A 24341-nucleotide genomic window follows, 5' to 3' on the forward strand; every position below is an offset into this window, starting at 1 on the left:
CATGCAAGACAAGCCCAGTGTCGAGACCGTCCGCACAGCACTGAACTCGGTGCAGGACCCGGAGATCCACAAACCGATCACCGAACTCGGCATGGTCAAGGACATCACCGTGGGCGACGACGGCGTCGTGACGGTCGGGGTGTACCTCACGGTGGCCGGGTGCCCCATGAAGGACACGATCACCAAGGACACGAAGGCCGCCGTCAGCGAGCTGTCCGGCGTCACCGACGTGCAGGTCGAACTCGACGTCATGAGCGACGAGCAGCGCACCGAGCTGCGCAAACAGCTCCGCGGCGACGCCGAGGAGCCGGTGATCCCGTTCGCCCAGCCCGGCTCGATGACCCGCGTGTACTGCGTCGCGTCCGGCAAGGGCGGCGTCGGCAAGTCCAGCGTCACCGTCAACCTGGCCGCGGCGATGGCCGAGCGCGGCCTCAAGGTGGGCGTCGTCGACGCCGACATCTACGGCCACTCCGTGCCTCGCATGCTGGGTGCCGACGAGAAGCCCACCAAGGTCGAGTCGATGATCATGCCGCCGCAGGCGCACGGCGTGAAGGTCATCTCCATCGGCATGTTCACGCCCGGCAACACGCCCGTGGTGTGGCGCGGGCCGATGCTGCACCGCGCGCTCCAGCAGTTCCTCGCGGACGTGTTCTGGGGCGACCTCGACATCCTGCTGCTCGACCTGCCCCCGGGCACCGGCGACATCGCGATCTCCGTCGCGCAGCTGATCCCAAACGCCGAGATCCTCGTCGTCACCACGCCGCAGCAGGCCGCCGCCGAGGTGGCCGAGCGCGCCGGCGCGATCGCGCTGCAGACGCGTCAGCGCATCGCGGGCGTGATCGAGAACATGTCGTGGTTCGAAGGCCCCGACGGGTCGCGGATGGAGATCTTCGGCTCCGGCGGCGGGCAGACCGTCGCCGACTCGCTGTCGAAGTCCGTCGGCTCCGAGGTGCCGCTGCTCGGCCAGGTGCCGCTCGAGACGAAGCTGCGGGAACAGGGCGACGCCGGTACGCCCCTCGTGCTGTCCGACCCCGAGTCGGGCGCGTCCGAGGTGCTGCGTTCGGCCGCGGAGAAGCTGTCGGTCCGGGCCCGCGGGCTCGCCGGCATGATGCTCAACGTCTCCCCCGCCGGCAACTAACGAACGCCGCCGTGTCAGCACCTCGCGTCGCCGTGTTGTGAGTTGGCGTCGCCGTGTCAGCACTTCGCGTCGCCGTGTCAGCACTTCGCGACGCGGTGTTGGCGTCTCGCGTCGCCGTGTTGTGAGTTGGGACCGAGGACCCGAGGCACTCACCCCCAGTTTCGGGTGCCTCGGGTCCTCCTCCGCGGGCATGACGAGCCCGTCCCCTGCGGAAAAGCGCCGGTCGAAGATCCCCGGCACCAGGGTTACGCATCACGGCATCGTGGGGTTGCCGGAATACGACGAAAGTAGGGTCTACGTCTCACAACGCGGCGCCGCGCGTAGGCAACACCGTGACGCGAAACGCTGACACGGCGACGTAGAACGCTGACACGGCCGCGCGAGATGCTGACACGGCCGCGCGAGATGCTGACACGGCCGCGCGAGATGCCAACACGGCGACGTGTGTTGCTGACACGGCCGCGGGGGCCGGGGGTTACGTGGCGTCCGGGTCCACCGGGGGGTTCTCGCCGGGCTTGAGGGGGTCGCCACCGCGGGTCGCGCCTCCGCCGCCGACCGCCGCCGAACCGTTCGCACCCGCGGCGCCCGCCGAGCCTGCGGAACCGTTGCTGCGCGGGCCGTCGCCCCCGACGGGGCGGGTGGCATTGATGTCGTTGAGGCCGACCGGGTCGGGGTCGCCGTCGAACAGATGCTGGGTGACGGCGCGCTTCGGGTCGAAGTTGCGCAGTCCGCGCAGGTCCTCGATGGGCTTGCGGAACTCCTCGTACTCCGTGCCCATTTCGTTCTTGAGCTGCTGCCGCGCGCCGGTCGCGAAGTCGCGCACCTTCCGCATGGACTTGCCCAGCCACGATGCGGCCTCGGGCAGCCGTTCCGGGCCCAGGATGAACAGTGCCGCCACGAGGAGAATGAGAATCTCGCTCCAGCCAATGCTCTCGAACACCTGGGTAACCTCCGCGTCTTCGACCGCTCGGGGGTCAGCCTACAAGGTCAGTCTGAACCCAGGGTGACATCGACAGTAAGTGCCCTGCCGTCACGCACGAGCCGCACCGGCACGGTCTCGTCGACGTCGTGTTCGCGGACCGCGACGGTCAGCTCGGCCGCGTTGCGCACCTGCCGCTCGCCGATGCGGGTGATCACGTCGCCCTCGCGGATACCCGCCCGGTCCGCGGGCCCCTGACCTCGCACGTTCTGCACCTGGGCACCCTCGGAGGTGTTCGCCGACACCGACGCCGCGTTGACGCCCATGTCGGCGTGCGTGACCTCGCCGTCGCGGATCAGCGCTTCCGCGATGCGCATCGCCTGGTCGACGGGGATGGCGAAGCCGAGGCCGATGCTGCCGCCCTCGCCCTCACCGCCGGTGCGGATCATCGAGTTGATGCCCACCAGCGCGCCGCGGGCGTCGACGAGCGCGCCGCCGGAGTTGCCGGGGTTGATCGCGGCGTCGGTCTGGATGGCGTCGTAGGTGACGTTGGGCTGGCCGTTCTCCCCCAGCGCCGTGACGGGCCGGTCGACGGCACTGACGATGCCCTCGGTCACGGTGTTCTCCAGGCCGAACGGCGAGCCGACGGCGACGACCCCGTCGCCCGGCGCGAGTTCGGACGAACGGCCGACCTCGATGACGACCGGATCGTCGACGTTGACCTTGAGCACGGCCAGGTCGGTGTGCGGGTCGCTGCCGACGACCTGTGCCTGCACGCGCGTGCCGTCGGTGAAGACGGTGGAGATCTCGGTGCCCTCGGAGTCGACGGCCTGGGAGATGACGTGGTGGTTGGTGAGCACGTAGCCCTCGCCGTCGATGACGACACCCGAGCCCACGCCGCCGTTCTGGCCCGAGGTGACCTCGATCGACACGACCGCGGGTGCGACGCGCTGGGCGATGCCGGCGATCGAGTCGGCCGGGCGTTCCTTGGCCGCCTCGGCCTCGGCGAGGTTGAGTTCGCCGCGCAGCTCGTCACCGGTGGTGCCGACGGCCCAGCCGACGACGCCGCCGACCGCGCCGACGGCCAGCGCCACGACGGCGAGCAGCGCCAGTGCGGTCGGTTTGACGCGCCTGCCGAACAGCAGTTCCGGCACGCTCAGCTGCGCGCCGGGTTTCTTCTCGGTGTCGTCGTCGGGTTCGTCCTCGGCGGTGCTGACGGCGGGGGTGCTGAGCATGGCGCCGCGCCCGGGTCACGCCACGGGTCGCCCTCGGAGGCCCACAGCGGTTCGTCCCCGTCGCCGCTGCCCTGCTGATTGACGTTGCCTGGTCACCGTAGGGACGCTGCAGGATGACGTCCTCGGCGCCGGGCGGACGACTGAAGGCCTCGACGAGCGATTCGGGTGCGGGCGGGGCCGACACCGCGGGCGCGTGGTCGGAGCCGCGGGCGGGCAGTTCGTCGAACGAGCCGTCGACACCGCGGGGCCTGCCGAACGTCGCAGCCGCGGACGGGTCGACCGCGGGTCGCGCGATGGGCCGTGGGCGCAGCCGCGGCTCCCCGCTCTCCCGACCGGCCTGGTCCGGACCGACTCCGCCACCCTGACCGCTGTGACCGGCCTGACCGCCCTGGCCGTTCTGGCCGGCGTGGCCGTCGTCGTGGTGGCCCTCCTGGGACGAGTTCGGTGGCTGGCTCATCTTCCCCTGACAAACGGTTCGTCGCGTGCTCGTGACTCGGACGGAGACTACGTGTGCCGCCGGGGACGCACAGCGCCCCGGGAGCATCCGAACCGATCATGGCGCGTGGGCGGTGAAGTCGGCGTGGGCCGCGCGCCGCCGGTCAGCGGCGGGGCGCCGCGGCCGGCGGGGACTCGGCGGCGTGGGAACTCAGCGGTGTGGGGACGGTGCGCCGGGGGCCACCGCCGCGGTGGTCGCCACAGGCACCTTGGCGGCCGAGCTCACGGCCGGTGCCGTGCCGGACGTCGTGGCCGGGGTCGTCGCGGCGTCATCGGCATCCCGCGACGGCGACGGCACCGCAGCCTTCGACGTGCCAGCCGGTTCGGAGGCGCCGGCCTTCGCGGAGTTGGAGTTGCCGAACTGCGCCCGCAGGACGTTGGTGTTCGGCTGGTCGCCGCCGGTCTGCGTGCGGTGGCTCTCGCCGATCGGCGCCACGGTGGTGCCGACGATCGCCAGCGCGCTCAGCACGAGTCCGGACACCACGACACCGGCGCCTGGGCTGCGCGGCGCTTGCCCTGACCGCCGCCCTGTCCGTCACCGTCGCCGGAATCGGTGGTGTCGGCCGCGTCCTGACCATCCTCGGCGACGGGGCTGTCGGAGCCCACGGTGGGAGCGGATCGGCCGATCGGGGCCGTCCGGCCCAGGCTCATCCGCCCCAGTGCCGACCGCGCCGCCCCCGATCGCCCCAGTGCCGACCGGCCCAGTGCCGACCGACCGAGGGGCTCGGATCCTCCCAACGGCGTCACCCCGCCGACGGCCCGTCCGCGTAGTCCGGCGATCCGGCCCGGCCGCTGCACGGCGACGAGCTGGCCGTCCTCGGTGACCGCGAGGTTGTCCGGGGTGGCGTCGACGTCGGTGTCCTGCGGAATGGACCGCAGCTGGCCAGGAAGCCCGCCGACATCGACGGCTCCCGCGCGTCCTGCACCGCGGCCCGCACCTGACGCTGGGCGTCGACATCGGCCGCGCACCACGGGCAGTGGGCCACGTGCTCGGCCGCGCGCTCGGTGGCCGCCGGGGACATCTCGTTGTCCACGAACGCCACCACCGCGTCCGGCAGGAGATGCGACTCCGGAAGGCCGAACCCCAGCTGACGGCTCATCCGAGCGCCTCCCGACTTCGTGCGGCCGCGGCCCGTTCGAGCGACGCCTTCAGCGCCTGCCGGCCGCGGTGGATCCTGCTGCGTACGGTGCCGAGCTTACGTCGAGGGTCGCGCCGATCTCCTCGTACGACAGTCCTTCGACGTCACACAGCACGACGGCGGCGCGGAACTCGGGCGGCAGCTCGTCGAGCGCGGTCTGCAGATCGGGGTCGAGATGGGTCTCGGAGTAGACCTGCTCGGGGCTCGGGTCGTCGCCCACGATGCGGTCGGTGTCCTCGGGCAGGCCCTCCATGCGCACGCGCGAGCGGCGCCGGGCCATGTCGAGGAACAGGTTCGTGGTGATGCGGTGCAACCAGCCCTCGAAGGTGCCGGGCTTGTACGAGGCCAGCGACCGGAACACGCGGATGAACGTCTCCTGCGTGAGGTCCTCGGCGTCGTGGGCGTTGCCGGAGAGCCGGTAGGCCAGCCGGTAGACGCGGTCGGCGTGCTCGCGAACCACCTCGTCCCACGTGGGCGGCGTCCACGTCTCGGCGCCACCGGCGATCGCGGCGTGCTCGGACGAGGCGTGCTCGGACACGGCAGACTGCTGCCCCGCGTCCTGCACGGTCGTCTGCACAGGCACGGCGGTCTCGGCCGGGCCCGGCTGGTTGTCGGTGGGCTGCACCGTCGGCGTCGCGGCACTCTGTGACAGCGGAGGCACCTCCATCGGACTGGTCCCCTTCTTAGCCGTTCAACGTCGGCACGGGAGTTCATGTTCCCGGCCGATCCGTGTTCCCCACGTGAGACGCAGTCTTGCCGCTCTCCTTACGGATTCCATGAGGTGCGGCTGAGAGCGGCCTGAGAGTCTCGGATCACATGTCCGCTGGTCACCGCGCGGGCGGGCGTTCGGCGTCAGGGGCGTGGTGACCGGGGACACCCACCCCGGCGCGCTAACCTTCTGCGCGTGACATCCGAAACAGACCCGGCCGCGGCGCTCGCCGACGGTGTCGGCGGGTTCGACGCGTTCGTCAGCGGCTTCGCGGCCGAGGACGACGCGCTCCTCGGCGCGCGGGCGCGCGCGGAGGAGCTGGGCTGTGGTGCGGTGTCACCCGCGACGGGCGCGGCACTGGCGCTGCTGGCCACGACGGTGCAGGCCAGGGCGGTCGTCGAGATCGGAACGGGCACCGGCGTCAGCGGGCTGCACCTGCTGCGCGGGATGGCCCCCGACGGGATCCTGACCACGATCGACTGGGAGCCGGAGTTCCACCGTTCGGCCCGGCGCGTGTTCGGCGCGGCCGGCTACCCGCCGGGGCGGGTGCGCACGATCACCGGGCGCGCGCTCGACGTGCTGTCCCGGCTCACCTCGGGCGGCTACGACCTGGTGTTCGCCGACGCGACGCTCGTCGAGTACCCGGGCTACTTCGCCCAGGGCGTGCAGCTGCTGCGGCCCGGCGGGGTGATCGTGTTCCACAACGTCCTGGCCGACGGCCGCATCGGCGACCACGCCCAGCGCGACCCGAGGCTGCTGGCGCTGCGCGACGTCGCCAGGGCCATGCGCGACGACGACCGGTTACACCCGGCCGTGTTGCCTCTGGGCGGCGGTCTGCTCGCCGGCGCGGTCGCCCCCGAGCCCGCCTGACACCGGCTCGGCAGGTTCGGCAGGTTCGGCAGCCACCGGGCGGGCGCGGGTCCGCGTCAGCAACACGGCGGCGATGCCGAGCGCGAGCCAGCCGGAGACGGTCGCGACGAGCGCACCCCAGCCCGCGTGGGTGTAGACGTACGCCCCGATCGAGCCGCCGATACTGCTGCCCAGGTAGTACGCGGCGTTGTAGAGCCCGCCGACCTGGCCGCGGCCCTCGGCGGGCGCTTCGGCCGCCGCCCAGCCGCCCGCCACGGAGTGGGCGGTGAAGAAGGCCACCGTGAGCACGGCGAAGCCCACCGAGATCAGCGTGATCGAGTCGGGCAGGGTCAGCAGCGCGCCCACGATCGTGAGCGCCAGTGCCGCGCTCGCGGACCGGACCCGGCCGAACCGGGCGACGAGCCTGCCGGCGCGGGTCGAGGCGATCGCCCCGCCCGCGTAGGCCAGGAACACCAGCGACGCCAACGCCGGGCTCAGGCCGAGCTCCCCGGTCAGCCGGAACGTCGCCACGTTGTACAGCGCGACGAACGAGCCCATCGCCAGCAGCGCGACGGCGTACTGGGCCAACAGCGTGCGGTCGCGTACGGCGGCGACCAGTCCCCTGCCGACGTCGGCCATCCGCGGACGCGTCGCGCGCGGCGGCAGGCCCGGCAGGGTCGTGGCCGTGACGACGGCGCAGACCAGGCCGAACGCGCCGATGACGGCCAGCGCGCCGTGCCAACCGAGCGCGTCGGTCGTCCAGCCCACCGACAGCCGTCCGGACAGGCCGCCGATCGTGTTGCCCGCGACCATGGCGCCCACGGCGGCGGCCACGCCCGCGGTGCCGAGCCGTTCGGCGAGGTAGGCCGACGCGACACCGGGGAAGCCGGCGATCGCCACGCCCTGCAACGCCCTGAGCACCAGGAACACCTCGAAGGTCGGCGCGAACGGCAGCGCGAGCGCCAGCGCCGCCGAGGCCAGCACCGACGCCACGATCACCGGTTTGCGGCCGACGATCTCCGACAGCACGGCCAGCGGCAGCACGGCGATGGCCAGGGCACCGGTCGCGACGCTGATCGCCAGCGAGGCGCTGCCCGCATCGAGCGCGTACTGCTCGGCCAGCTGCGGCAACAGCGGTTGCGGCGCGTACAGCAGGGCGAACGAGCAGATGCCCGCGGCGGCGATCGCGAGCGTGACGCGCCGGACCGGCACCTGTTCAGTAGACATGGTTACTGACGCTAAGTACTCACGAACCGATACGTCTAATACACCGATGGGCGACAATCGATGCCATGGTGGATGATTCCGAGAACGTGCGGGTCGCGGCCGACCTGGCGCCGGCGGTCGCCCTGCTGCGCGTGCTCAAGGTCACGGGCAACCTCACGCGCGCCGCGGCCGAACTGGGCATCCCGCAACCCACCGCCAGCCGCCGGCTCGCCGCGCTCACCGACCTGCTCGGCACGCCCGTGACGACCCCGGACGGCCGCGGCATCCGCCTCACGCGGGCCGGCGGCCTGCTCGCCGAGGCCGCCGACCGCGCGGGCGCCGAGCTCGAGCACGGCGTCCGCCGGGTGCGCGAGGAGGTCGACCCGGAACGCGGACACATCGCCCTCGGCTTCCTGCACCTGCTCGGCCGCTCCCTCGTGCCGAATCTGCTGCGCGACTTCCGCGCCGACCACCCGCGCGCCCGGTTCACGCTCGTACAGGGGTCGCTGCAGGACATCACCGACCGGCTCGTGCACGGCGAGATCGACCTGTGCCTCGTCGCCCCGCCGCCGGACACCCCGGACCTCGACTCGTTCCCGCTGACCGAGCAGGAGCTGTTCGTCGCCGTGCCCGAGGGCCACCCGCTCGCCGGCGCCGACCACGTGCACCTGCCCGACCTGGCCGCCGAGCCGTTCGTGATGCTCGAGCACGGCTACGGCCTGCGGCAGATCACCGACGAGCTGTGCGCCCGCGCCGGGTTCCGCCCGGAGGTGGCGTTCGAGGGGCAGGAGTCGGACACCGTCCGCGGACTGGTCGCCTCGGGGCTCGGGGTGTCGCTGCTGCCGAAGTTCGAACCGGGAACCCCCACCGGCATCGTCGAGGTGCCGCTGCGTCCCCGCGCGCGCCGCACGGTCGCCCTGACGTGGCCGAGCGGGCGTCCCCTCTCCCCCGCCGTGGCGGCGTTCCGCGACTTCGTGCACGCCTCACGCGGCTGAACGCGGACCTCGCGGGGTGGGTGCAGCGTTCGCCGTCAGGCGTAGGAGGCGACCAGTTCGACCAGGGTGCGGGCGGCGAAGCCGGTGGCACCGGGGACGACATCGTCGTAGGTCTTCTCGGCCCGCCCGGGGCCGGCGATGTCCAGGTGCGCCCACGGCAGGCCCGCGGTGAACTCGCGCAGGAACAGTGCCGCTGTCACGCCGCCCGGCCCGGGTGCGGCCTGTTTGACGTCGGCGATCTCGCTGCGCACGTCTCCCATGTGGTCCTCGAGCAGCGGCATCCGCCACCACTGCTCGCCGGCCCGCTCGCCGGCGGCGACGACGCTGTCGGCGAGGGCGTCGTCGGTGGCGAACAGGCCGCCGGTGCGCAGGCCGAGCGCGACCTTCATGGCACCGGTGAGCGTGGCGACGTCGACGAGCGCGTCGGGCCGGAACCGCTGGATGCCGTAGGCGATGGCGTCGGCCATGACCATCCGGCCCTCGGCGTCGGTGTTGCCGACCTCGCTGGTGCGTCCGCCGTAGTGGCGCACGATGTCGCCGGGCCGGTAGGCCGAACCCGACACGTGGTTCTCGGCCGCGGGCACGAGCGCGGTGACCTTCACCGGCAGGCGCAGCTCGGCGATCGCGCGCATCGCGGCGATGACGGCGCCGCCGCCCGCCATGTCGGTGCGCATCAGGTGCATCCCGGCGGCGGGCTTGATGGAGATGCCGCCGGTGTCGAACGTGATGCCCTTGCCGACCAGCAGCAGATGGGCCGTGGCCCCGCGCGGCCGGTAGGCCAGTTCGATCAGCCGCGGGGCGCTCGCCGAACCGCCGCCGACGGCCAGGACGCCGCCGAAGGCCTGCTCGGCCAGCCACGTCTCGTCGCGCACGGTGACCGTGAGGCCGCGGGTCTGCTCGCCCACGCGGGCGGCGACGTCGCCGAGCCACGCCGGGTTCTTCACGTTCGACGGGGTGTTCGCCAGATCGCGGGCGAACGCCGACGCCGCGGCGAGCTCGCGGGCCCTGGCGACGGCCGTGGACAGTTCGCGGGCGGTGTCGGCGCCCAGCGCGTCGGCGGTCAGGCCGTCGAACCGCACGGCCGTCACGACCGGCGGGGCCTTCTCCGCCGTCACGCGGAAGCGGTACCCGCCGAGCAGCACGCCGGTGGTGAACGCCGCCGCCTGCTCAGCGTCGACGCCCTCGGGCAGGCGCACCGCGATGCGCGTCGGGGCCCTGCGGCCCGCGGCGGCATCGGCCTCCGCCTCCGCGTAGGCGTTCGCGGCGCGCACGAGCGCGGCGCCCGCGGCGCGGTAGCGGGCCGGCTCGCCGTCGCCGATGCCCACCAGCCAGCGGGGTGTACCGGCCGAGCGCGTACCGGGCACGGTCACGGTCTCGGCCGCCGTGCCCTTGGCGCGCATCTCCTCGGCCAACTCCGCATGCGGCGACCCGGCCTCGGCCAGGGCCTCGGGGCCCGCGTGGACGAGGGCGAGCTGCTCACCGCGGGCGGGGGTGCCACCGACCTCGACATCGGCCAGCGGACTCGGGACGGGCGGCAGAACGGCTCGCGCCATGTGTATGGCCTCCAGGCACACGAGAACTCGGCCGGCCGACAGCGCCGCGGTCTGGAGCAGGACAGACCGGTACAGGTCACGGCGGTGCAGGGCAACGCAGAGCCGTACGGGTCGGATCCGTGCGGTGCACCGCGGCGATTCGTGCCGGGACGAGCGGCACGGCGCAGCTGGGCCGGCGGCAGGGACGGGGAGGACGTAGGGACGTCCGGGGACGTCGCTAGCCCGTGGCCTCCTGCAGGGCAGCGCCGAGGTCCTTGGCCTCCTCAGCCGTCAACTCGACGACGAGGCGCCCGCCGCCTTCCAGCGGTACACGCATCACGAGGCCCCGTCCCTCCTTAGCAACCTCGAGGGGACCATCTCCGGTCCGGGGCTTCATGGCCGCCATAGCGTGCTCCCTCCATCTTCAACCAGCGCCCGGCTCGCCTGCGCGTCACACCGGGTCCTGTGTCCATTGTCCCCCATCGACGGTTGGCGGCGAACGCCGGACCGATCTTAGCGTCGGAGCATAGGCGCTGGTATGCGCCTCACGGGCCTGAGAGACTCGGCGACCGATACGAACGAATCGGAGGGCTTCACGTGACGACAGACGACGTCCTGCAGGTGGTCGACGGCGATCAGGGCAGCGGGGTGCGAACGCTGATTCTCAACCGCCCCAAGGCATACAACGCATTGACCGTCGAGTTGAAGGAGCGCCTGCTGGCCGCGCTGACCGAGGCGGCGGAGGACGAGAGCGTGCGCGCGCTGGTCCTGACGGGCGCGGGCAAGGCGTTCTGCGCGGGGCAGGACCTCAAGGAGCACGTCGGCCTGTTGCAGGCCGGCGACCCGGCGCCGCTGCGCACGGTCGCCGACCACTACAACCCGATCGTCACGGCCATCACGACGATGCCGAAACCGGTCATCGCGGCGGTGAACGGGCCGGCCGCCGGTGCGGGCGCCGCGTTCGCCTACGCCTCGGACCTGCGGATCGCAGCCGGGTCGCGAACTTCCTCATGCGTTCGCCAACGTCGGGCTCGGCCCGGACAGCGGCGCGTCGTGGACGCTGCAGCGGCTCGTCGGCTACGGCCGGGCCCAGGAGCTGATGATGCTGGCCCGGACGGTCGACTCGACCGAGGCGCTGCGGATCGGCCTGGTCGGCGAGGTCGTGGCCGACGACGAGCTGGCCGGCCGGGCCCAGGAGCTGGCGCTGAAGCTGGCGGCGGGTCCGACGGTGGCCTACGCCAAGATCAAGTCGACGTTGGCCACGGCCGCCGAGGGCACGCTCGCCGACGCCCTGGCCGCCGAGGACGAGGCCCAGTCGGTGCTGGGTGGCACGTCCGACCACACCGAGGCCGTCGACGCCTTCGTCAACAAGCGCAAGCCCATCTTCACCGGCAAGTAGCCCCCGCCAAGTGCTCCCGAGGGCCCCTTGGTCGCGTTGAACGCGACTATGGGGCCCTTGGGAGCTTCAGGGGGCGCGGTGGCACCCCTTGACGTGGTCGTCGACCATGCCGGTGGCCTGCATCATCGCGTAGCAGGTGGTCGGGCCGACGAAACGGAAGCCGCGCTTCTTCAGCGCCTTGGCCATCGCCGTCGACTCGGGTGTCACGGCGGGCACGTCGGCCATGCGCACCGGCCGCACGTGCGCGTCGGGCGCGAACGACCACAGCAGATCGTCCAGCGGGGTGTCGAGTTCGACGACGGCCCTGGCGTTGGCGATGGTGGCGTGGATCTTCGCCCGGTTGCGCACGATGCCGGCGTCGGCGAGCAGCCGGGCGACGTCGTCGTCGCCGAACGCGGCCACCGCCGCCGGGTCGAAGTCCGCGAACGCGCTGCGGAACGCCGGCCGCTTGCGCAGGATCGTCAGCCACGACAGGCCGGACTGGAACGCCTCGAGCGAGATCCGTTCGAACAGCTCGGGCACGCCGCGCAGCGGGACGCCCCATTCGGTGTCGTGGTACTCGGCGTAGTCGGGTGTTCCGTTCGCCCACGAACACCGCGCGACGCCGTCGGGGCCGATCAGCTCGCTCATCCACCCACCTCGTAGGTATGCGCGAACGCCGCGAACCGGCGCAGCGACAGTTTCAGGCCGAGCGCCACCGGCAGTTTCGCCACCGGCCAGCCGAGCCTGCCGAGCGGTCCGAACGGCAGCTCCAGACGTTCGGACCACACCAGCACGGCGCGGTGCGGACCACGCGGGTGGACGTGGAACGAGCCGGTGCCGCGCACGATCGACCCGAGATGCCGCACGGTGCAGCGCACGGGCGGTTCCCACGCGGTGATCTCCATCGGATCGGTCACGCCGATACCGGGCGCGAACCCGAGGCCCGGTCCGGTGACGGCCTCGAGTCGGGTGCCGACGCTACGACCGTTGCCCTCGGTGACGCGCACCTGCGTGCCGAGCATCCACTCGCCCTGGCGTTCCCAGTCGGTCAGCGCCAACCAGACGGTGCCCGCCGGCGCCTCGACGTCGACGGATTCGACGACATCGGTCACTGCGCCTGCCCACCGGTCGCCGAACCGCCCGCCGGTTGCTGCGCGCGGCCCTCGAGCCGCGCCTCGAGCTCGGCCACGCGCCCGCGCAGGTCGTCGATCTCCCCGCCGAGGCGCGCGATCACCCAGTCGACCTCGGACATCTTGTACCCACGCGCGGTGAGCTGGAACTTCACCGCGGCGACGTCGGCGCCCGTGAGGTCGTCGGCGGGCAACCGGGTCGGCGAGCTGCCGGGCGGGAGCGGGGCGAGCTCCTCCCCTCTGCCGAACACCAGCGAGGCGAGCAGGAACACGACCGCCGCCACGAGCAGCACGACGAGCAGGTAGATCAGCGCGGTGGTCACACGTCGATCGTGGCACAGGGCCCACGGGCCCCGCGCGGACGTCACATCGACGCGGCCGCGCGTGCCATGCTTGGGGGGTGCTGCACCTGTTGATCCGCCGGGGACTCGCACCCTTGGCCAGAACGCTGTGGCGTCCGACGGTGCTGGGCGCCGAGAACGTGCCCGCCGACGGTCCCCTCATCATCGCCTCGAACCATCGTTCCGCCATCGACACGGCCGTGATCCCGATCGTCGCGCCGCGGCCCGTGGCGTTCCTCGGCAAGGCCGAGTACTTCGAGGGCTCGAGCGTGAAGGACCGACTGCGGGCGGGTTTCCTGTCGGCGCTCGGCTACGTGCCGGTGGAGCGCGGGAACGCCGCGGCCGGGCTCGCGGCGTTGGGCGCGGCGCAGAAGGTGCTCGCCGAGGGCGGCGCGTTCGGCATCTACCCGGAGGGCACGCGGTCGCTGGACGGCAAGCTGCACCGCGGCCACACCGGCGTCGCGGCGTTGGCCCTGGAGACGAAGGCGCCGGTCGTGCCCGTCGCGCTCGAGGGCACCGAACGGCTGCTGCCGATCGACAAGAAGATCCCCCGCCCGGTGCGGGTCACGGTGCGGTTCGGCACACCGCTGGACTTCTCGCGCTACGACGGGCTGGCCTCGTCGCCGCCGATCCGCCGCGCCGTCACCGACGAGGTCATGTACGCCATCCTCGAACTGTCCGGCCAGGAGTACGTCGACGCGTACCACAAGCGACCCGAAAGCGACGCCGCCTGACGGCACCGCCGTGTCAGCACCCCACGTCGCCGTGTCAGCAACCCACGTCGCCGTGTCAGCGTTTCGCGAACCGCGGTCAGGTGTCCCATTTGTTGATCGGCACCTCGGCGTGGGTGTCGAACGCCGCGAGCAGCTTCTCCGGATCGGGGTCGATGCGCACGATCTCCCGGCTCGGGGTGTTGAGGAAGCCGGTCTCCACCATGTGGTCGACGAACTCGGCGAGCTTGGAGTAGTAGCCGTCGACGTCGATGACGCCGACCGGTTTGGTGTGCAGACCGAGCTGGGCCCACGTCCAGATCTCGAAGAGCTCCTCGAGGGTGCCGATGCCGCCGGGCAGCGCGAGGAACGCGTCCGACAGCGAGGCCATCGTGGCCTTGCGCTCGTGCATGTCCTCGACGATCCGCAGCTCGGTGACGTCGTGGTGGGCGACCTCGGCGCGCACGAGGTGCTCGGGGATCACGCCGATCACCTCGCCGCCCGCGGCGAGCACCGCGTCGGCGACGGTGCCCATCAGACCGACGTTGCCGCCGCCGTACACGAGCCCGATCCCCCGCTCGGCCAGCAACGTGCCCAGCGCGGCCGCGGCCTCGGTGTGCACCGGGTCGCCGCCGGACGACGACCCGCAGAAGACGCAGATGCGACGCAGCACTAGTGCGTGTCCTCCCATGCCTTGTACGCCTCGAGCACGACCTGGACGGCGTCGTCGACGTCGTCGGTCAGGTGCAGCAGATCGAGGTCCTTCTGTCCGATCTTGCCGTCGGCCGCCACGGTGTCGCGGATCCACGAGTACAACCCGCCCCAGTACTCGGTGCCGAACAGCACCACCGGGAACTTGGTCACCTTCTTGGTCTGCACGAGGGTGAGCGCCTCGAACAGTTCGTCCAGCGTGCCGAACCCGCCGGGCAGGCAGATGAAGGCCTGCGAGTACTTGACGAACATCGTCTTGCGGGCGAAGAAGTAGCGGAAGTTGACGCCCAGGTCGACCCACGGGTTGAGGCCCTGCTCGAACGGCAGCTCGATACCGAGGCCGATCGACAGGCCGCCCGCCTCGGACGCGCCCTTGTTCACGGCCTCCATCGCACCGGGACCGCCGCCGGTGATCGAGGCGAACCCGGACCGCGCGAGCGCCGCGCCGATCTCGACACCCGTGGCGTACTCGGCCCAGTCGCGGGGCGTGCGCGCCGAGCCGAACACGGTGACGGCCCGCGGCACCTCGGCCAGCGCACCGAAGCCCTCGACGAACTCGGCCTGGATGCGCAGCACGCGCCACGGGTCGGTGTGGACCCAGTCGCTGGGGCCGCGGGAGTCGAGCAGTCGCTGGTCGGTGGTCGAGCCGGGGCCGGCGCCCCTCTGTTCCCTGCGCAGAACGACGGGCCCGCGGAAGGACTCCGAGGGGTGCTCGTCCGGGGAGTTCACACCATCAGTCACGCCGTCAGACTACGAGGTCGGACGTGGGCTCATCGTTCGGGCGAACCCCTGCGCAAACCCCCTGCACAGGGCCTACTCAGGGCCTGTGCACGGCCGAGGTCGACCCTGTCCGGTTCAGCCGCCGAGGAACGTCCGGAGCGCGTCGGCGACGCGGCGGATCTCGCGACCGACACCTGCTCACCCTGGGTGTGGGCGAGCGTCGGATCGCCGGGTCCGAAGTTGACGGCGGGCATGCCGAGCGCGGTGAACCGGGCGACGTCTGTCCAGCCGAGCTTGGCCGTCGCCGTGCCGCCCGCCGCCGCGACGAGCTCCTTCGCGGCCGGTTCGGACAGTCCGGGGCGGGCGCTGGGCGAGGCGTCGACGACGGTGACGTCGAACCCGTCGAACACCTCGCGCAGGTGCGCCTCGGCGGTCTCGACGTCGCGGTCGGGCGCGAACCGGTGGTTGACACCGAGCACGGCCTCGTCCGGCACGACGTTGCCCGCGACGCCGCCGCCGATGCGGATCGCCTGCAGCCCCTCGCGGTAGGTCAACCCGTCGATGTCGACGACCCGCGGTTCGTAGGCCTCGAGCCGGCGCAGCGGTTCGGCGAGGGCGTGGATGGCGTTGACGCCCATCCACGCGCGGGCGGTGTGCGCGCGGGCGCCCTTCGTGGCGATCTCGATGCGCATCGTGCCCTGGCAGCCCGCCTCGATCACGCCGTTGGACGGCTCGCCGACGATCGCGAGGTCGCCGCGCAGCCATTCGGGCAGCTCCCGCTGGATGCGGCCGAGGCCGTTGAGGCTCGCGTCGATCTCCTCGCAGTCGTAGAAGACGAACGTGATGTCGCGGTTCGGCTCGGCCAGCGTCGCCGCGAGGTGCAGGAACACCGCGTCGCCCGCCTTCATGTCCACGGTGCCCAGACCGCGGAGCACCTCGCCGTCGGCGCTGCGGCTGCCGGGCAGGTTCGCGTTCTCCGGCACGGTGTCCAGGTGACCGGCGAGGACGACCCGGGAAGGCCGGCCGAGGTTCGTCCTGGCCAGCACGGCGTCGCCGTTACGCGTGACCTCGAGGTGCGGGGCCTGGCTGCGCAGCGCCGCCTCCACGGCGCCGGCGATCGCCTGCTCGTGGCGCGACTCGGACGGGATGTCCACCAGCGCGGCGGTCAGGTCGACGGGGTCGGCACGGAGATCGAGCGAGGTCATGACCACAACACTAAGCGCAGGGGGTGGCACGTCCTGGCCGGGTCTTGCGTACGGTGAGAACGTGCGTATTCGGACATTGCTGGTGGCCGTGGCAGGCGTGTTGATGATGGCGTTGTCGGCGTGCTCGCAGGAAGCGGGGCCGACACCGACCGGCGGCGGCGAGGACCCGGGCCCGCCCGCACTCGCGACGAAGCTGCGCGCGATCACCCAGGACGTGTGTTACCGCTCGCCCGGCGACGTCGACCCGTCCGAGTGCCAGAAGTACATCACCCAGCTCAACAGCGTCCCCGGGCAGACGCACCACTACGCGACGTTCGAGGCGCCCCAGCACCCCGACGCCGTCGAGTCCGCACGGGCCCTGCGCACCGCGATCGACTCGTACAACAACGGCCGGTGCATCGACGAGCAGAGCGACGTCGAGGCCTGCACGCAGAGCCTGCAGGACATCGCCGAGGCCCTCGAGGACGTCGAGGGCGACGTCGAGGACATGGCCGAGCAGTCCGGCTAGCGGCGGTCCGGCCCGCGGTGCGGTCGGCCGTCCGGTCGGAGGCCGTCCGGCCGGAGGCGTCCGGCTTCTGCGGGCGCCGCGGGTTACCGTTACGGCGTGACTGAGCAGACCCCTGATCCCGAAACGACCGGTGCCGTCGGCGTCGGCCTGGCCACCGTCTCGACGACCGGGACCGTGCTGGACACGTGGTTCCCGAACCCGCGGCTGACCGAGCCGGTCGCCGAACCCGGAACCGTGACGCTGTCGGCCGAGGAGGCCGCCGAGTCGCTCGGCTCCGAGGTCTCCGCGCTGCTGGGCGTGGACGAGGCGCGCGGTGTCGAGGTCGTGGCCGTCCGCACGTCCCTGGCGACCCTCGCGACGCCGCCCGCCGACGCCCACGACGTCTACCTGCGCCTGCACCTGCTCTCGCACCGGCTGGTGCGCCCGCACGGCGTCAGCCTCGACGGACAGTTCGGCTACCTGTCGAACGTCGTGTGGACCAACCACGGTCCGTGCCCGGTGGAGGGCTTCGAGGCGGCGCGCATGCGGTTGCGCGCCCGCGGCCCGGTGACCGTGTACAGCGTCGACAAGTTCCCGCGCATGGTCGACTACGTGACGCCGAGCGGCGTGCGCATCGGTGACGCCGACCGGGTGCGCCTCGGCGCCCACCTCGCCAGCGGCACGACCGTCATGCACGAGGGCTTCGTCAACTTCAACGCCGGCACGCTGGGCGCGTCGATGGTCGAGGGCCGCATCTCGGCCGGTGTCGTCGTGGGCGACGGCTCGGACGTCGGCGGCGGCGCGTCGATCATGGGCACGCTGTCCGGTGGCGGCAAGGAGGTCATCTCCGTCGGCGAACGCTGCCTGATCGGCGCCAACGGCGGTGTGGGCATCTCGCTCGGCGACGACTCCGTCGTCGAGGCCGGGCTGTACGTCACCGCGGGCACGAAGGTGCTCGTCGACGGCAAGTCCCTCAAGGCGGGCGAGCTGTCGGGCATCTCGAACGTGCTGTTCCGCCGCAACTCCTCGACCGGCGCGGTCGAGGTCGTCCCGCGCGCGGGCACGGGCGTCGAACTCAACGAAGCCCTGCACGCCAACGACTGACGGTGTGGGGCCGGGCGCATCCGCGCCCGGCCCCGCCCCGCCGTGTCAGCACCTCGCGCGGCCGTGTCAGCACCTCGCGCGGCCGTGTCAGCACCTGGCGTCGCCGTGTTGGCACCTCGCGTCGCCGTGTTGGCACCTGGCGTCGCCGTGTTGGCACCTCGCGTCGCCGTGTTGGCACCTCGCGTCGCCGTGTTGGCAGTTCATGCACGAGATCTGCAGCCAGCAACACGGGATCTGCCTTCAGAGCCGCGAGATCTGCACCCGAGCCCACAACACGGCGACGCGAATTGCTGACACGACGACGTGGATTGCTGACACAGCGACGTGGGGTGCTGACACGGCGTCCCGCCACGCCCACGCACCTCGCCTCGCCGCGCGGAGCGCGCGGAGGCGAGGCGTGGTTACGGGGTCAGGCGGTGGGCGGCGGCGGCTACTCGTTCGTCGGTGGCGGTGAGGGCCACGCGGACGTGGGAACCGCCGGAGGGCCGTAGAACGTGCCGGGGGCGACGAGGATGCCCCGCTCGGCGAGCCACGCCACGGTGGCGTCGGCGGGTTCGTCGCGGGTCGCCCAGAGGTACAGCCCGGCCTCGGAGTGGTCGATGCGGAAGCCCGCAGCGGTGAGCGCCGGGCGCAACGTCTCCCGGCGCGCGGCGTAGAGCTCGCGCTGGCGGTGCAGCAGTGCGTCGTCGGCGAGCGCGACGCGCATCGCCTCCTGCACGGGCCGCGGCACGATCATGCCGGCGTGCTTGCGCACGGCCAGCAGGTCGGCGACCAGCGCGGGGTCTCCGGTGACGAAGCCCGCGCGGTAGCCGGCGAGGTTGGCCGACTTCGACAGCGAGTGCACGGCGAGCAGGCCGTCGTGGCTGCCGCCGCTGACGTCGGGGTGCAGGATCGACACGGGTTCGGCGTCCCAGCCGAGCGCGAGGTAGCACTCGTCGGACACGACCACGACGTCGCGTTCCCGCGCCCAGTCGACGACCTTGCGCAGGTGGTCGACGCCGAGCACGCGACCGGTCGGGTTGGACGGCGAGTTCAGCCAGAGCATCCGCGGCCGCGACGGCCCGAGCGCGACGGTGCTGTCGGCGCGGACGGCCTTCGCACCGGCGATCAGCGCGCCGACCTCATAGGTCGGGTACGACAGCTCGGGGATGACGACGTCGTCCCCGTCACCGGCACCGAGCAACGTCGGCAGCCAGGCGACGAGTTCCTTCGACCCGATCGTGGGCAGCACGGCGTCCACCGGGACGTCCGGCACGCCGTGCCTGCGCGCGAGCGCGCCGACGGCGGCCTCCCGCAGCTCGGCGGTGCCGTGCGTCGTCGGGTAGCCGGGGATGTCGGACACGGACGCGAGCGCGTCCCGCACGGCCTCGGGGACCGGGTCGACGGGGGTGCCGACCGACAGGTCGACGATGCCGTCGGGGTGCTCCTTCGCCCGCGCGGTCGGACCGGCCAGCGTGTCCCAGGGAAAACCGGGAAGCTGGAGCCGGGTCATTCGCCGTGCTGTTGCGGGGGCAGGTCCTTGATCCACTGCGGGTCGTGGGCGGTCTTGCCCACCTTCGACGCACCGCCCGGCGAGCCGAGCTCGTCGAAGAAGTCCACGTTGGCCTTGGTGTAGCCGACCCACTCGTCTGGAACGTCGTCCTCGTAGTAGATCGCTTCCACGGGGCAGACCGGCTCACAGGCACCACAGTCGACGCACTCGTCGGGGTGGATGTAGAGCATCCGCTCGCCCTCGTAGATGCAGTCGACGGGGCATTCGTCGATGCATGCCTTGTCGAGCAAGTCGACGCACGGCTCGGCGATCACGTAGGTCACTGCGCTCTCCTGCTGTTGCTGTGTTCCTCTGGCCCGTCGGCCGGACCGCACGGTGGCGGACGCTGTCGGACATTACGCGGTGTCGCCTCACATCCTATGCTGAGGCCACCCTTATCTGACCCCTGATCGTCCTCCCGTGGTGGTGACGAACAACGCTCACCGGCGACGTCTCGATCCGGTATCGCGCTTGTCCCCGGTGACCACGAACTGCGGCGACGGGGGCTGTTCGTCCGGCTGCGGGCCGCTGTCCTGCTTGTCCTGCTCGTCCTGCGGTTTCTCGGTGGCCTGCTTCGCGCCGATGGCGCGGTTGAAGCTGTCGGAGATCTCCTTGGCGAGGTCGGCGTTGTGACGGTCGTCCCTGCGCGAGATGTTCACGGGCGCTCCTTTCGGCTGTCCGGGCCCCAATCTAGTGGCGATCAGCCCGACGCGAGGCGCACAGGCTGTGGCAGCACCACGGGCCTGTGACTTCTCCCACCACCATGCCACCACTGCCCCGTCGCCGACGATCCTCCACGCACCGCCCCGGTCATGCGCCCGGTCATCGGCACACACCGGCGCTGCCGGCGCCGGCCCCCGTGCGAGGATCGGACGAGGCAAGGCAGCGAGGGGCGGACGAGAAGAAGAGGCGGGCGAACGTGAAGGTCGTGGTCGTGGTCGGCGGAGTGGGCGGAGCCCGCTTCCTGCTGGGGGTCAAAGCCGCGCTGGGACTGCCGCCGACGGGGGCTCCGGACACCGGCTCGGAGCACGAGATCACCGCGGTGGTCAACACCGGGGACGACGTGTGGATGCACGGTCTGCGGATCTGCCCCGATCTGGACACCTGCATGTACACGCTCGGTGGTGGCGTCGACACCGAACGCGGCTGGGGGCACGCCGACGAGACGTGGTCGGTGAAGACCGAGCTCGAGGCCTACAACGCCGATCCGACGTGGTTCTCGCTCGGCGACAAGGACATCGCCACGCATCTGGTGCGCTCGCGGATGATCCGGGCGGGCTATCCGCTGTCGGCCGTCACCGAGGCGCTGTGCAACCGCTGGCAGCCCGGGGTGCGCCTGCTGCCGATGTCGGACGACCGCGTCGAGACGCATGTGGTCGTCGACGACCCGGAGGCGCCGGAGAAGCGCAAGGCCATCCACTTCCAGGAGTGGTGGGTGCGCCACCGCGCGGAGCTGCCGGCGCACTCGATCGTGCCGGTCGGCGCGGAGGAGGCCGAACCGGCGCCCGGCGTGCTCGAGGCGATCGCCGAGGCCGACGCGGTGTTGTTCGCGCCGTCGAACCCGGTGGTGTCGGTCGGGTCGGTGCTGTCGGTGCCCGGTGTGCGGGATGCGCTGCGCAAGACCGAGGCGGGCGTCGTCGGCATCTCGCCGATCATCGGCGGCAAGGTGCTGCGCGGCATGGGCGATGCGTGCCTGTCGGCGATCGGCGTGGAGACCTCCGCCGAGGCGGTCGGCGCGCACTACGGCTCGCGGCAGACGTCCGACGAGGGGCTGCTCGACGGTTGGCTGGTGCACTCGGGCGAGCGCGTGGACGTGCCCGGTGTCGCCGTGCGCTCCGTCCCGATCATGATGTCCGATGTGGACACCACGGCGCAGATGGCGAGGGACGCGCTCGAACTCGCAGGGGCACACCTTGACTGACCACGCGGCCACGCGCGTCGAGATCCTCCCCGTCGAGGGACTGCCGGAGTTCCGCCCCGGCGACGACCTCACCGGGCGGATCGCCACCGCCGCGCCGTGGTTGCGCTCGGGCGACATCGTCGTGGTGACGAGCAAGGTCGTGTCCAAGGCGGAGGGCAGGCTGATCCGCGTCCCCTCCGACCCGAAGGAACGCGACGCCGCCCGCCGCAGGCTGATCGACGAGGAGTCCGAACGGGTCCTCGCCCGCATCGGCCGCACGCTGATCACGCAGAACCGCAACGGCATCGTCCAGGCGGCCGCGGGCGTCGACGCGTCCAATGTGGAGCTCGACGAGATCGCGCTGCTGCCCTACGACCCGGACGCCTCGGCGCTGGCGCTGCGCAACGGACTGCGCGAGCGACTGGGCGTCGAGGTGGCCGTGTTGATCACCGACACGATGGGCCGCGCGTGGCGCAACGGGCAGACCGACGAGACGATCGGCGCGTCCGGCCTGCGCGTGCTGCACGGCTACGAGGGCCAGGTCGACGACCACGGCAACGAGCTCGCCGTCACCGAGATCGCGGTGGCCGACGAGATCGCGGGCGCGGCCGATCTGGTCAAGGGCAAGCTCGGTGGACTGCCGGTGGCCGTCGTGCGCGGACTCGAGATCGGCGCGCGGGAGAACGAGCCGTCGACGGCGGCCGACCTGGTGCGTCCGGTCGAGTTCGACCTGTTCCGCCTCGGCACGAACGAGGCGATCGAGCAGGGCCGGCGCGAGGCGGTGCTGTTGCGGCGTTCGGTGCGCACGTTCACCGACGAGGCCGTCGACCCGGACGTGCTGCGCCGTGCCGGCGGGGCCGCCCTGACCGCGCCCGCCCCGCATCACACGCGTCCGGTGCGGTTCGTGTGGTTGCGCGACCGCGCGCAGCGGACGGCGCTGCTCGAGGCGATGCGCGAGGCGTGGCGCGCCGACCTGGCCGCCGACGGGTTCACCGCCGAGCAGATCGCGAAACGCCTGCGGCGCGGGGACATCCTGTTCGACGCCCCCGAGGTCGTCGTGCCGTTCCTCGTGCCCGACGGCGCGCACACCTATCCGGACGAACGCCGGAACGCCTGCGAGTCCACGATGTTCACGGTCGCCGGCGGCGCAGCCGTGCAGGGACTGCTGGTGTCGCTGGCCGCCGAGGGTCTCGGTTCGTGCTGGATCGGCTCGACGATCTTCGCCGCCGACGTCGTGCGCAAGGAACTGCAGATCGACCCGTCGTGGCAGCCGCTCGGCGCGGTCGCCGTCGGCCACCCGTCCGAACCGGCGCAGCCGCGCCCGCCCCGTGATCTCGACGAAGGACTCATCGAGCTGTGAGCGACACCCTCCACGCGTCGGCACTGTCCACACTAGACTCTTGGAAGCCGTCGGCACCCGGGCAGGAATCCCTGCGCCAGGCCTATCTCGGCTTCGTCGGGGGCAGACCCGACGCGTGCGCGCGTTCGTGCGAACCCGGCCACGTCACGGCCTCGGCGGTGGTGCTGGACGCCGCGGCCGAGCACGTCCTGCTGACGTTGCACCCGCGCGTCGGCCGATGGCTGCAGTTGGGCGGGCACTGCGAGCCCGAGGACACGTCGCTGCCGGGCGCCGCGCTGCGGGAGGCCACCGAGGAGTCCGGGATGAGCGGGCTGACGATCGACGAGGATCCGCTGCGGCTCGACGTCCACCCGATCACCTGCTCGCTCGGCGTGCCGACGCGGCATTTCGACGTGCAGTTCCTGGTCCGCGCGCCGGAGGGTGCCGAGCCGGTGGCGAGCGACGAGTCCGACGACCTGCGCTGGTGGCCGGTGCACGCGCTGCCGCCCGACACGGAGGACCTCACCGAGGTCATCGCGGCCGCCCTGGAGCGAACCTGACGTTTGCCCTCCTCAACCGGATTGTGCGAGGGTTCGTCGCAATGAGCGACACGGAACCGGTGGTGAGCGTCGATCCAGCGGCGAAGGTGCCCCCGTACGAGCAGGTACGGGCGGAACTGGCGCGCAAGATCAACGACGGCGAGCTGGCCGTCGGCACGAAACTGCCGACCGTGCGCGGACTTGCGGCCGACGTCGGCATCGCGGCCAACACCATCGCCCGCGCCTACCGTGAGCTCGAGGAAGCCGGACTGATCGAGACCAAGGGCCGTTCGGGCACGTTCGTCGCCTCGACCGGCGACCACACCCGCCAGCAGGCGCGCGAAGCAGCCCAGCGCTACGCCGAAACGGTCCGCAAACTCGGCCTCGCCGACGACGAGGCGATCGCCATCGTCACCGCCGCCGTCCACGCCCACTGACGCCCGCTTCCGCCCGGCGGCCGTCCGGCCGCGACGGCGCTGACGGCACCTGCGGATGCGATGCCGGCGGCTACGATGACGCGATGGCGGACGACAGACTGACCGAGCGCGAGCTCCAGGCGTGGCGGACGTCGATCCGCATGCTGGAACTGTTGCGCACGCGCCTGGAGCAGCAGCTGCAGGCCGGCAGCGGCCTCTCGTTCGCCGATTACACCGTGCTGTCCCTGTTGTCCGACGCACCGGACGGGCGGATGCGGGTCTACGAGTTGGGCAAGGCGGCGAACTGGGAGAAGAGCCGCCTCCATCATCAGCTCAAGCGGATGGGCGACCGCGGTCTGGTCGACCGCGAGCGGTGCGGTTCGCGTGGTGTCGACGCGGTACTGACCACAACGGGATGGGCGGCGATCGAGGAAGCGGCGCCGAGCCACGCCCGGGAGGTGCGGCACCTGTTCGTGAACCGCCTGTCGCCTGAACAGCTGGATCAGTTCGCCGAGCTCGCGGACATCGTTCTCGAGCACCTCGAAACCGGCCCGTAGTCGAACTGCGGCCCGGACCTCGCCGGCCACATTCGGGTTGATGTATCAACTCA

General features: G+C 72.0%; 25 protein-coding genes and 5 pseudogenes. 12 read left to right on the forward strand and 18 right to left on the reverse strand.

Going from position 1 to position 24341, the window contains the following annotated elements; translation table 11 throughout:
• The first annotated feature begins 1 nt into the window (after position 1).
• Positions 2 to 1138, forward strand: a complete 1137-nt coding sequence (locus BJF85_RS03745) for an Mrp/NBP35 family ATP-binding protein (protein WP_369822071.1) — start codon at positions 2 to 4, stop codon at positions 1136 to 1138.
• Positions 1139 to 1613: 475 nt separating this feature from the next.
• On the opposite strand, the gene tatB is transcribed toward BJF85_RS03745, so the two are convergent.
• The 6 genes and pseudogenes from tatB to sigE all read right to left on the reverse strand — a co-directional run bounded on the left by tatB (position 1614) and on the right by sigE (position 5464).
• Positions 1614 to 2078: a Sec-independent protein translocase protein TatB gene (gene tatB, locus BJF85_RS03750; protein ID WP_075845773.1), complete on the reverse strand. Its 465-nt coding sequence runs from the start codon at positions 2076 to 2078 to the stop codon at positions 1614 to 1616.
• Positions 2079 to 2125: 47 nt separating this feature from the next.
• Positions 2126 to 3749, reverse strand: a pseudogene (locus BJF85_RS03755) (S1C family serine protease).
• A gap of 189 nt (positions 3750 to 3938) precedes the next feature.
• Positions 3939 to 4271, reverse strand: a complete 333-nt coding sequence (locus BJF85_RS28360; protein WP_222844433.1) for a hypothetical protein — start codon at positions 4269 to 4271, stop codon at positions 3939 to 3941.
• On the reverse strand, positions 4250 to 4525 hold the full coding sequence (locus BJF85_RS31055; RefSeq protein WP_187346860.1) for a hypothetical protein: 276 nt from the start codon (positions 4523 to 4525) through the stop codon (positions 4250 to 4252). Before BJF85_RS31055 ends, BJF85_RS28360 begins: the two co-directional genes overlap by 22 nt.
• 5 nt (positions 4526 to 4530) lie before the next feature.
• Positions 4531 to 4887 (reverse strand): anti-sigma factor, encoded by a 357-nt coding sequence (locus BJF85_RS03770; protein ID WP_075845776.1) that lies wholly within the window; start codon positions 4885 to 4887, stop codon positions 4531 to 4533.
• Positions 4884 to 5464: pseudogene (gene sigE, locus BJF85_RS03775) on the reverse strand (RNA polymerase sigma factor SigE). The gene BJF85_RS03770 and the pseudogene sigE overlap by 4 nt, the downstream one beginning before the upstream one ends.
• 366 nt (positions 5465 to 5830) lie before the next feature.
• Here sigE and BJF85_RS03780 point away from each other — a divergent pair.
• The gene (locus BJF85_RS03780; protein ID WP_075845777.1) at positions 5831 to 6505 is read left to right on the forward strand and encodes an O-methyltransferase; all 675 of its coding nucleotides are present in this window, start codon (positions 5831 to 5833) and stop codon (positions 6503 to 6505) included.
• On the opposite strand, the gene BJF85_RS03785 is transcribed toward BJF85_RS03780, so the two are convergent.
• The gene (locus BJF85_RS03785; protein ID WP_083665895.1) at positions 6437 to 7711 is read right to left on the reverse strand and encodes an MFS transporter; all 1275 of its coding nucleotides are present in this window, start codon (positions 7709 to 7711) and stop codon (positions 6437 to 6439) included. The two genes, BJF85_RS03780 and BJF85_RS03785, sit on opposite strands and share 69 nt — an antisense overlap.
• Before the next feature lie 65 nt (positions 7712 to 7776).
• On the opposite strand from BJF85_RS03785, the gene BJF85_RS03790 reads away from it, so the two are divergent.
• A complete protein-coding gene (locus tag BJF85_RS03790; protein WP_075845779.1) occupies positions 7777 to 8685 on the forward strand; it encodes a LysR family transcriptional regulator in 909 nt (302 codons plus the stop codon).
• Between the two features lie 35 nt (positions 8686 to 8720).
• Here BJF85_RS03790 and BJF85_RS03795 read toward each other — a convergent pair whose 3' ends face one another.
• Complete coding sequence (locus BJF85_RS03795; protein ID WP_075845780.1) at positions 8721 to 10238, reverse strand: M17 family metallopeptidase; 1518 nt, start codon at positions 10236 to 10238, stop codon at positions 8721 to 8723.
• Positions 10239 to 10455: 217 nt separating this feature from the next.
• Complete coding sequence (locus BJF85_RS03800) at positions 10456 to 10623, reverse strand: DUF3117 domain-containing protein (RefSeq protein ID WP_075845781.1); 168 nt, start codon at positions 10621 to 10623, stop codon at positions 10456 to 10458.
• A gap of 191 nt (positions 10624 to 10814) precedes the next feature.
• Between BJF85_RS03800 and BJF85_RS03805 the strand changes: the two are divergent.
• Positions 10815 to 11616 (forward strand): annotated as a pseudogene (locus BJF85_RS03805) (enoyl-CoA hydratase-related protein).
• Positions 11617 to 11682: 66 nt separating this feature from the next.
• On the opposite strand, the gene BJF85_RS03810 reads toward BJF85_RS03805, so the two are convergent.
• Genes BJF85_RS03810 through BJF85_RS03820 form a run of 3 tightly spaced genes read right to left on the reverse strand, consistent with a single transcriptional unit; the run spans position 11683 to position 13051 of the window.
• Positions 11683 to 12246: a DNA-3-methyladenine glycosylase I gene (locus BJF85_RS03810; RefSeq protein ID WP_075845782.1), complete on the reverse strand. Its 564-nt coding sequence runs from the start codon at positions 12244 to 12246 to the stop codon at positions 11683 to 11685.
• A complete protein-coding gene (locus tag BJF85_RS03815; RefSeq protein ID WP_075845783.1) occupies positions 12243 to 12710 on the reverse strand; it encodes an SRPBCC family protein in 468 nt (155 codons plus the stop codon). The genes BJF85_RS03810 and BJF85_RS03815 overlap by 4 nt, the downstream gene beginning before the upstream one ends.
• A complete protein-coding gene (locus tag BJF85_RS03820; protein WP_075845784.1) occupies positions 12707 to 13051 on the reverse strand; it encodes a DivIVA domain-containing protein in 345 nt (114 codons plus the stop codon). Before BJF85_RS03820 ends, BJF85_RS03815 begins: the two co-directional genes overlap by 4 nt.
• A gap of 77 nt (positions 13052 to 13128) precedes the next feature.
• On the opposite strand from BJF85_RS03820, the gene BJF85_RS03825 reads away from it, so the two are divergent.
• Positions 13129 to 13803, forward strand: coding sequence for a 1-acyl-sn-glycerol-3-phosphate acyltransferase (locus BJF85_RS03825; protein WP_075845785.1), 675 nt, complete (start codon positions 13129 to 13131; stop codon positions 13801 to 13803).
• Between the two features lie 76 nt (positions 13804 to 13879).
• Here the strand turns inward: BJF85_RS03825 and BJF85_RS03830 are convergent, their stop codons facing one another.
• The 3 genes and pseudogenes from BJF85_RS03830 to dapE all read right to left on the reverse strand — a co-directional run bounded on the left by BJF85_RS03830 (position 13880) and on the right by dapE (position 16415).
• On the reverse strand, positions 13880 to 14449 hold the full coding sequence (locus tag BJF85_RS03830; protein WP_139320451.1) for a TIGR00730 family Rossman fold protein: 570 nt from the start codon (positions 14447 to 14449) through the stop codon (positions 13880 to 13882).
• Between the two features lie 2 nt (positions 14450 to 14451).
• Complete coding sequence (locus tag BJF85_RS03835) at positions 14452 to 15231, reverse strand: TIGR00730 family Rossman fold protein (protein ID WP_075845787.1); 780 nt, start codon at positions 15229 to 15231, stop codon at positions 14452 to 14454.
• A gap of 114 nt (positions 15232 to 15345) precedes the next feature.
• A pseudogene (gene dapE / locus BJF85_RS03840) lies at positions 15346 to 16415 on the reverse strand (succinyl-diaminopimelate desuccinylase).
• Between the two features lie 61 nt (positions 16416 to 16476).
• On the opposite strand from dapE, the gene BJF85_RS03845 reads away from it, so the two are divergent.
• Both BJF85_RS03845 and dapD read left to right on the forward strand, forming a co-directional pair.
• Positions 16477 to 16923 (forward strand): hypothetical protein, encoded by a 447-nt coding sequence (locus BJF85_RS03845; RefSeq protein ID WP_255375365.1) that lies wholly within the window; start codon positions 16477 to 16479, stop codon positions 16921 to 16923.
• 96 nt (positions 16924 to 17019) lie between these two features.
• On the forward strand, positions 17020 to 18006 hold the full coding sequence (gene dapD, locus BJF85_RS03850) for a 2,3,4,5-tetrahydropyridine-2,6-dicarboxylate N-succinyltransferase (RefSeq protein WP_075845788.1): 987 nt from the start codon (positions 17020 to 17022) through the stop codon (positions 18004 to 18006).
• A 401-nt stretch (positions 18007 to 18407) separates the two neighbouring features.
• On the opposite strand, the pseudogene dapC reads toward dapD, so the two are convergent.
• The 3 genes and pseudogenes from dapC to BJF85_RS03865 form a co-directional block, all read right to left on the reverse strand.
• Positions 18408 to 19498, reverse strand: a pseudogene (dapC, locus tag BJF85_RS03855) (succinyldiaminopimelate transaminase).
• Positions 19495 to 19821 (reverse strand): ferredoxin, encoded by a 327-nt coding sequence (gene fdxA / locus BJF85_RS03860; protein ID WP_075845789.1) that lies wholly within the window; start codon positions 19819 to 19821, stop codon positions 19495 to 19497. Before fdxA ends, dapC begins: the two are co-directional and overlap by 4 nt.
• Before the next feature lie 156 nt (positions 19822 to 19977).
• Complete coding sequence (locus BJF85_RS03865; protein WP_075845790.1) at positions 19978 to 20196, reverse strand: hypothetical protein; 219 nt, start codon at positions 20194 to 20196, stop codon at positions 19978 to 19980.
• Between the two features lie 260 nt (positions 20197 to 20456).
• On the opposite strand from BJF85_RS03865, the gene cofD reads away from it, so the two are divergent.
• From cofD to BJF85_RS03890, 5 genes are all read left to right on the forward strand, one after another.
• Positions 20457 to 21458, forward strand: coding sequence for a 2-phospho-L-lactate transferase (gene cofD / locus BJF85_RS03870; RefSeq protein ID WP_075845791.1), 1002 nt, complete (start codon positions 20457 to 20459; stop codon positions 21456 to 21458).
• Positions 21451 to 22797: a coenzyme F420-0:L-glutamate ligase gene (locus BJF85_RS03875; protein WP_075845792.1), complete on the forward strand. Its 1347-nt coding sequence runs from the start codon at positions 21451 to 21453 to the stop codon at positions 22795 to 22797. The genes cofD and BJF85_RS03875 overlap by 8 nt, the downstream gene beginning before the upstream one ends.
• Positions 22794 to 23336, forward strand: a complete 543-nt coding sequence (locus tag BJF85_RS03880; RefSeq protein WP_075845793.1) for an NUDIX hydrolase — start codon at positions 22794 to 22796, stop codon at positions 23334 to 23336. Before BJF85_RS03875 ends, BJF85_RS03880 begins: the two co-directional genes overlap by 4 nt.
• Positions 23337 to 23377: 41 nt before the next feature.
• Entirely contained in the window at positions 23378 to 23752 is a 375-nt protein-coding gene (locus BJF85_RS03885; protein WP_075845794.1) for a GntR family transcriptional regulator, read from the forward strand.
• A gap of 83 nt (positions 23753 to 23835) precedes the next feature.
• Positions 23836 to 24288, forward strand: a complete 453-nt coding sequence (locus BJF85_RS03890) for a MarR family winged helix-turn-helix transcriptional regulator (RefSeq protein WP_075845795.1) — start codon at positions 23836 to 23838, stop codon at positions 24286 to 24288.
• Positions 24289 to 24341: the final 53 nt, after the last annotated feature.

Source organism: Saccharomonospora sp. CUA-673, assembly GCF_001942305.1.
Taxonomy (GTDB): domain Bacteria; phylum Actinomycetota; class Actinomycetes; order Mycobacteriales; family Pseudonocardiaceae; genus Prauserella.

What these genes read in the sequence shown, in the direction of transcription:
- BJF85_RS03745 (WP_369822071.1), top strand. Translation starts at nt 2, where the DNA reads ATGCAAGACAAGCCCAGTGTCGAGACCGTCCGCACAGCACTGAACTCG.
- BJF85_RS03770 (WP_075845776.1), bottom strand. Translation starts at nt 4,887, where the DNA reads ATGAGCCGTCAGCTGGGGTTCGGCCTTCCGGAGTCGCATCTCCTGCCG.
- BJF85_RS03785 (WP_083665895.1), bottom strand. Translation starts at nt 7,711, where the DNA reads ATGTCTACTGAACAGGTGCCGGTCCGGCGCGTCACGCTCGCGATCGCC.
- BJF85_RS03790 (WP_075845779.1), top strand. Translation starts at nt 7,777, where the DNA reads ATGGTGGATGATTCCGAGAACGTGCGGGTCGCGGCCGACCTGGCGCCG.
- BJF85_RS03795 (WP_075845780.1), bottom strand. Translation starts at nt 10,238, where the DNA reads ATGGCGCGAGCCGTTCTGCCGCCCGTCCCGAGTCCGCTGGCCGATGTC.
- BJF85_RS03800 (WP_075845781.1), bottom strand. Translation starts at nt 10,623, where the DNA reads ATGGCGGCCATGAAGCCCCGGACCGGAGATGGTCCCCTCGAGGTTGCT.
- BJF85_RS03810 (WP_075845782.1), bottom strand. Translation starts at nt 12,246, where the DNA reads ATGAGCGAGCTGATCGGCCCCGACGGCGTCGCGCGGTGTTCGTGGGCG.
- BJF85_RS03885 (WP_075845794.1), top strand. Translation starts at nt 23,378, where the DNA reads ATGAGCGACACGGAACCGGTGGTGAGCGTCGATCCAGCGGCGAAGGTG.
- BJF85_RS03890 (WP_075845795.1), top strand. Translation starts at nt 23,836, where the DNA reads ATGGCGGACGACAGACTGACCGAGCGCGAGCTCCAGGCGTGGCGGACG.